The organism is Deferrisoma sp., assembly GCF_054681715.1.
This window is the reverse complement of the sequence record NZ_BAAHFQ010000162.1, coordinates 1-6,092: the sequence shown is the minus strand read 5'-3', so window position 1 is coordinate 6,092 and position 6,092 is coordinate 1. Positions and strand designations below refer to the sequence as shown.

Annotated in this window: 7 protein-coding genes and 1 riboswitch; of the genes, 2 read left to right on the top strand and 5 right to left on the bottom strand. The window is 71.5% G+C overall.

Translation table 11 applies throughout. From position 1 onward, the window contains the following. Both ACY0I8_RS15360 and ACY0I8_RS15355 read right to left on the bottom strand, forming a co-directional pair. The coding region (locus ACY0I8_RS15360) for a helix-turn-helix domain-containing protein (RefSeq protein WP_461395438.1) at window positions 1–705 on the bottom strand (705 nt) is incomplete at its 3' end. Between the two features lie 31 nt (window positions 706–736). Then, entirely contained in the window at window positions 737–1,411 is a 675-nt protein-coding gene (locus ACY0I8_RS15355; protein ID WP_459942412.1) for a tetratricopeptide repeat protein, read from the bottom strand. Between the two features lie 145 nt (window positions 1,412–1,556). On the opposite strand from ACY0I8_RS15355, the gene ACY0I8_RS15350 reads away from it, so the two are divergent. Beyond that, window positions 1,557–1,907: a response regulator gene (locus ACY0I8_RS15350; protein ID WP_459942411.1), complete on the top strand. Its 351-nt coding sequence runs from the start codon at window positions 1,557–1,559 to the stop codon at window positions 1,905–1,907. A 277-nt stretch (window positions 1,908–2,184) separates the two neighbouring features. On the opposite strand, the gene ACY0I8_RS15345 is transcribed toward ACY0I8_RS15350, so the two are convergent. The 3 genes from ACY0I8_RS15345 to rlmN form a co-directional block, all read right to left on the bottom strand. Then, window positions 2,185–3,105, bottom strand: a complete 921-nt coding sequence (locus tag ACY0I8_RS15345; protein ID WP_459942410.1) for a carbohydrate kinase family protein — start codon at window positions 3,103–3,105, stop codon at window positions 2,185–2,187. Window positions 3,106–3,107: 2 nt separating this feature from the next. Next, entirely contained in the window at window positions 3,108–3,977 is an 870-nt protein-coding gene (gene mtnP / locus ACY0I8_RS15340; RefSeq protein WP_459942409.1) for an MTAP family purine nucleoside phosphorylase, read from the bottom strand. A 170-nt stretch (window positions 3,978–4,147) separates the two neighbouring features. Then, window positions 4,148–5,191, bottom strand: a complete 1,044-nt coding sequence (gene rlmN, locus ACY0I8_RS15335; protein WP_459942408.1) for a 23S rRNA (adenine(2503)-C(2))-methyltransferase RlmN — start codon at window positions 5,189–5,191, stop codon at window positions 4,148–4,150. A 130-nt stretch (window positions 5,192–5,321) separates the two neighbouring features. Further along, window positions 5,322–5,501, top strand: a riboswitch (cobalamin riboswitch). A 138-nt stretch (window positions 5,502–5,639) separates the two neighbouring features. Between rlmN and ACY0I8_RS15330 the strand changes: the two genes are divergently transcribed. Next, window positions 5,640–6,092 (top strand): ATP-binding cassette domain-containing protein (locus ACY0I8_RS15330; RefSeq protein WP_461395437.1); only part of this gene is annotated, 453 nt, incomplete at its 3' end.

Here is a 6,092-nt window from a genome sequence, read left to right as displayed (position 1 = left end):
GGTCTCCCCGGGCCGGAACACCCGGTCCACGGGCTTTCCGCCGTCCGCCACCACCCGGACCCAGGCCTTCTCGGTGGCCGTGATCTCGAGCCGCAGGCGTTCCGGCCGGGCGGGCTCGGCCACCGGTTCCGGGGGCGGGGGCTGCGCCTGCGGCGCGGGGGCGGTCTCGGCAACCCCTTCGGGGGCCGAATCGCTTTCCCGAATCGGCGGGGGCTCGGCCGGCGCCGGCGGGGCGGGAGCGGGCTCCCCCCGGGCCGGGACGTGCGAGGCCACGGGCTCCGGTGCCCCCCGGCCCCACAGCCACCACCCCGCCCCCGCCAGGAGCACGATCAGCAAAACCGCGGCCCAGGCGAGGGGCGGCAGGCCTTTGCGCCGCCGGCCCCGGAGCGACACGTCCCAGTCGGGCTCGGGAAGCCCCCCGGCCGCCTCCCCGGCCTCGTCGGGCCGCGCCCGGCGGTAAAGGGCGGTGAACTCCCCCTCGTCGGCGCCGAGCTCCTTGGCCACCACCCGCACGAACCCCCGGCCGATCACCCCCTTCGGGATCCGGCCCCAGTCCTCCTTCTCCAGGGCATCCAGGTAGGCCTTCCGGATCCGGGTGGTCCGGGCGAGGTCGTCGAGCGAGCGGCCGGCCGCCTCCCGGGCGGCCCGCAGCCTTTCGCCGAAGCCTTGGGGCTCGGGGGGCCGTTCCTGTTCGCCGGTGGTCATGGCCGCAACTCCTGGTCGCCGGGGGTTGCCCCTACTGGGTCAGGTCCAAGTAGGTCTTCGCCGATTTGCCCACCTCGGTCCCGGGCGCGAGCTTCCAGGCCTCCTCGAAATCGGCCCAGGCCCCCTCCCGGTCGCCGGCCTTGAGCCGCACGAGCCCCCGGTACAGGAACACCTCGCCGTCCCGGGGCAGAAGCCGCGCCGCCTCGTCCAGGTGCCGCCGGGCCTCCTCCAGCTCCCCTCGCTCGTAGAGCACGATGCCCAGATTCTTGTGGGCCAGGGGGAACCCGGGCGCCACCTCCAGGGCCTCCCGGAGCCGCCGCTCCGCCTCCTCCGCCCGGCCCTGCTTGTACAGCGCCCAGCCCAGGTTCGTGAGGGCCCGCTCCTGGGTGCCGTAGAACACGTTCTTCAGGGCCTCCTCCAGGGCGCTCACTGCCTCGGGGTACCGGCCGGTGTCGAGGTACAGGGCACCCAGGTTGTTCCAGGCCTCGGAGTAGTCGGGCTTGAGCTCCACGGCCTTCCGGAACGCCCGCTCGGCCTCGCCCACCTCCCGGCGGGCCCAGTAGGCCAGGCCCAGGGCGTTGTGGACCTCGGGGTCCTCGGGGGTGAGTTGGGCCGCCTTGGTGAACTCCCGCAGGGCCGGCGCGGGCCGCCCCTCGGCCAGGAACGCGACCCCGAGCTGGTAGGCGGCCTTGGCCTCGTTTCGCACGGCCTCCTTGTTCCCGGCGCACGCGGCCAAAAAGATGAGGAGGGCGGCGAAGAAAACCCCTTGACACCTGGCGCTCGGCCGGTACCTTAGCGCCGGTTTGAATCCCGGCCGGGATGCTGGGAGGGGGCAGGAAGGAGTCATGGCGTTGGGCCGCATCCTTTTCGTCGACGACGACGAAAACATCCGGTTTCTGTTGCAGGAGGAGCTGAGCCTCGCGGGCCACGAGGTGGTCGTGGCGCCCGACGGGGCCCGGGCGCTCGAACTCCTCGACGAGATCCACCCGGATCTCGTGATCCTCGACCTCAAGATGCCCGGCATGGACGGCCTCACGGTGCTCGGGGCGATCCGCCGGCGCGCCCCCGACGTTCCGGTGGTGGTGTTCTCGGCCTACTGCGAGCCGGCCCACCAGGCGCTGGAGCAGGGGGCCAACGCCTGCGTGGCCAAATCGGCCGACCTGACCGAACTCCACCGCCAGGTGAGCCGGTACTGCGCCTAGCACGGCCTGGCGTACCAACACCAACGGAAGCGTTGCCGGAGCCCCCGCCTCGCCATGGGAACCCGCGGGTGGGGGGCTGGTGGAGAGCCGGGCGCGGCCCCCCACGTCGCCGCGCCCTCACCAGGCTTGGGTCCCTTTCGAAGCTCCGGAACTTCCGCTGCCGGTGCCCCGGCCTACCGAACTGCGACGGCATGCGAAGGCGCGGGGAATCGGGTGCTGCACTCGCGCCCGGCCGGAGCCAGTTCCCCACCCGCATCCGGCGATCGTTCCGAAGGGATCAGTCCACCTCCGCCTCGAACTCGGTGAGGGTCCGGAACTGCCGGAACCGGGCCGCCACCTCGTCGTAGGTGAGCCGCTCGAGCCGCCGGAAGCTGAAATCCTCCACGTTGAAGCTCGCCAGGGCCGAACCGAACACGATGGCCCGGCGGATGTTCTCGGGCTCCAGGTTCCCGGTGCTCGCGAGATACCCCATCATGCCTCCGGCGAAGGTGTCGCCGGCGCCCGTGGGGTCGAACACCTCCTCCAGCGGAAACGCCGGGGCGGCGAACACGTGGCCGTCGGCGAAGTACATGGCCCCGTATTCGCCCCGCTTCACCACCACCCCGCTCGGGCCCCACGAGAGGATCTTCTGGGCGGCCTTCACGAGGTTGGGCTCCCCGGCCAGCATCCGGGCCTCGGCCTCGTTCAGGACCACCATGTCCACCCGCTCGATCGCCTCCCGCAGGCTTCCGGGCTTCCCCTCGATCCAGAAGTTCATGGTGTCGAGGGCCACGAACCGGGGCTCCTCCACCTGGTCGCGGACCCGCTTCTGGAGATCGGGGTCGATGTTCGCGAGGAACACGTAGGGGCAGGCCCGGTGGGCCGGCCCAAGCTCCGGCTCGAACCCCTCGAACACGTTGAGATGGGTCTCCAGGGTGTGGGCCTCGTTGAGGTCAAACCCGTACCGGCCCTTCCACCGGAAGGTTTTCCCCGGCGCCCGCACAAGCCCGGAGAGGTCGGCGCCCCGTTCGGCCAGGAACCCGATGCGCTCCGTCGGGAAGTCCTCGCCGATCACGGCCACCAGCCGCACCGGCGCAAACAGGCTTGCGGCCGCGGTGAAGTAGAGGGCCGAGCCCCCCAGGGCCTCGTCCTCCCGGCCGAAGGGGGTCTCCACGGCGTCGATCGCCACCGATCCCACCACCAAAAGATCGCCGCCCATCCTCAGCCCTCCCCGCCCAGGTACCGGCCGAACAGAAGGTCCACCCGCCGCCGGGTCTCGGGCGGGATCTTGGCCGGGTCGGTCAGCACCGCGTACCGGGCCGCCTCGGCGCAGGGGCAGGTGCGCTCGGCCGGGATCCGGGCCACGGCCTCCCGCACGATCCGCCGGGCCGTTTCGACGTTCTTGTGGAGCACCTCGAGCACGGCCTCCACGCTCACCTCTTCCTCGGTTTCGTGCCAGCAGTCGTAATCGGTGACGAGCGCCACCGTGGTGTAGCAGAGCTCGGCCTCCCGGGCGAGCCGCGCCTCGGTGGCGTTGGTCATGCCGATCACCCGGGCGCCGATCGCGCGGTACCAGTGGGACTCGGCCCGGGTGCTGAACTGGGGCCCCTGGATGCACACGTAGGTGCCGCCCCGGTGGAACGGCACGCCCACGGCCTCCCGGGTGGCCCACACCGCCTCCTGGAGCGCGGCGCAGATGGGATCGGCCATGGCCACGTGGCCCACGATGCCGTCGCCGAAAAAGGTGTTCTCCCGGCCCCAGGTGCGGTCGAGGAACTGGTCGGGCAGGCAGATGTGGCCCGGGGCCACCCCCTCCTCCAGGCTCCCCACGGCCGAGATGGAGATCACCCACTCGACCCCCAGAGACTTCAGGGCCCAGACGTTGGCCCGGTAGGGGACCTCGGAGGGCAGGAACCGGTGACCCCGGCCGTGGCGGGGCAGAAACACGAGTCGCCGGCCGCCCAGCCGGCCCTCGATCAGCGCGTCCGACGGGGGGCCGAACGGGGTGGGCACCTCGACCTCCCGCACGTCGGTCAGGCCCTCCATCTCGTACAGGCCGCTTCCTCCGATGATGCCGATCGCCTTGTCCATGAACTCCTCGCTAGGGTCGTTGGTCGTAGGTCGTAAGTCGTAGGTCGTTCGTCGTAGGTCGCGGGTCGTTCGTCGCCGGACGTCCGGGCCGCACACCGCCGGCCTGCCCGACCAGAACGCCCCGTAACGATTCACGATTTACGATTCACGATTCACGGCCGTTCCGCCGCCTAGCCGCCTAGCCGCCCTGCCTCATCCGCCTTGAGCTGGCCGCAGGCCGCCAGGATGTCTTCGCCCCGGCTCTTTCGCAGGGTGGCCGTGAAGTTCTTCCGGAGCAAAACCTCCTGGAACGCCGCCACCGCCTCCGGGTCGGGCCGACGGAACGGGCTCTCCGGATGGGGGTTGTAGGCGATCAGGTTCACCTTGCACCGGACGTCCGACAAGAGCCGCACGAGCCGCCGGGCGTCGGCCGGGGTGTCGTTCACCCCGCCCAGCAGCACGTACTCGATGGTGTACCGGTCCCGGGGCGGGAGCGGGCTCTCCCGGAGGGCCGCCAGGAGCTCGGCGATGGGGAACCGGCGGTTCACGGGCATGATCCGATCGCGCACCTCGTCGGTGGTGGCGTTGAGGCTCACGGCCAGGCTCCCCAGCATCTCGGGCGGCAACCGCCGGATCCGGTCGGCGAGCCCGGAGGTCGACACCGTGAGCCGGCGGCGGGTGATGTTGGGCCCGTGGTCGCTCGACAGGATCCGGAACGCCCGCACCACGTTGTCGAAGTTGTGCAGGGGCTCCCCCATGCCCATGAACACCACGTTGGTGATCCGGCGCTCGGGCCCCATGCGGGCCTGTCCCACGAGCACCTGGGCCACGATCTCCCCGGCCGTGAGGTGGCGCCGGAGCCCCAGGGTTCCCGTGCGGCAAAAGGCGCAGCCCATGGCGCAGCCGGCCTGGGTGGACACGCACTGGGTCACCCGGCCCTCGTCGGGCATGAGCACGGTTTCCACCCGCTCGCCGTCGGCGAGTTCCAGGAGGAGTTTTACGGTGCCGTCCCGGCTCACCTGCTCGTGCACCACCCGGGGCACCCGGGCCGAGGCGGCCTCGGCGAGGCGCGCCCGGAGGCGGGCCGAGAGGTCGGTCATGTCCTCGAACCGGGTCACGCCGCGCTTATAGAGCCAGTGCATCACCTGGCGGGCCCGGAACCGCTTCTCCCCCAGCGTCTCGAAGAATCGCTCGAGGCCCTCCAGGTCGTGATCGAACAGGTCGACGGCGGTCATGGTCGTTTCGTAACGCCCCGTTCCAAGGGGATTTGCCGGCCCGGGGCCGGACCCGGCTTTATACCGTGGGCCGCGAAGGCCCGTCAAACGCCCGGCTTGACACATCCGGCCCGGGGGGATAAAAGAACGGTTCAATTTACGTCCGCCGGTGCCCCCAGGGGCTGAAAAGGGAAGTGGGGTGAAAGTCCCCCGCGGACCCGCCGCTGTGAGCGAGGACGACGGGCCACTGGAGCCACTGGCCGATCGGCTGGGAAGGCGGCCCCGAGGACGAATCGCGAGCCAGAAGACCTGCCGGCCGGACGCCCCGCGCGCCAAACCTCCCCGGGTGGATTCGGGAGGGCGGGGAATCCTTGAGGAGCTTCGAAAACGGGAAGCCCGCTCCGTGGTGGAGTGGGCTTTTTTCGTGGGGCTCCGGCCTTTGTAAGGAGATCGCCCGGATCGATCGGGCATGGGGAAGAGCATGCGGGAGGCGAGCGTCGCCGTAGAGCCGCGGGGGGCCGAGCCGGCCCCGGCCGTCGAGGCCCGGGGGCTCGTGAAGCGGTTCGGCAAGGTCCGGGCCCTCGACGGGCTGGACCTCGAGCTGCGGCCCGGGGAGATCTACGGGTTCCTCGGGCCCAACGGGGCCGGCAAGACCACCACGATCCGGATCCTCACGGGGCTCCTGCGGCCCGACGCCGGCACGGCCCGGGTGGGCGGGGCCGACGTGTTGACCGACCCCGTGGCCGCCAAGGCCCAGATCGGGGTGGTGAGCCAGCAGCTCAACCTCGACCCCGACCTCACGTTGGCCGAGAGCCTCGAACTCCACGGCATCCTCCACGGCATGCCCCGGGCCGAGCGCCGGGCCCGGGCCGCGGAACTCCTGGCCTTCGCCGGCCTGGCCGAACGGGCCCGGAGCCTCGGC

Excerpts from the sequence above, each read along its gene's own strand:
- rlmN (WP_459942408.1), bottom strand. The coding sequence starts at position 5,191 with ATGACCGCCGTCGACCTGTTCGATCACGACCTGGAGGGCCTCGAGCGA.
- ACY0I8_RS15345 (WP_459942410.1), bottom strand. The coding sequence starts at position 3,105 with ATGGGCGGCGATCTTTTGGTGGTGGGATCGGTGGCGATCGACGCCGTG.
- mtnP (WP_459942409.1), bottom strand. The coding sequence starts at position 3,977 with ATGGACAAGGCGATCGGCATCATCGGAGGAAGCGGCCTGTACGAGATG.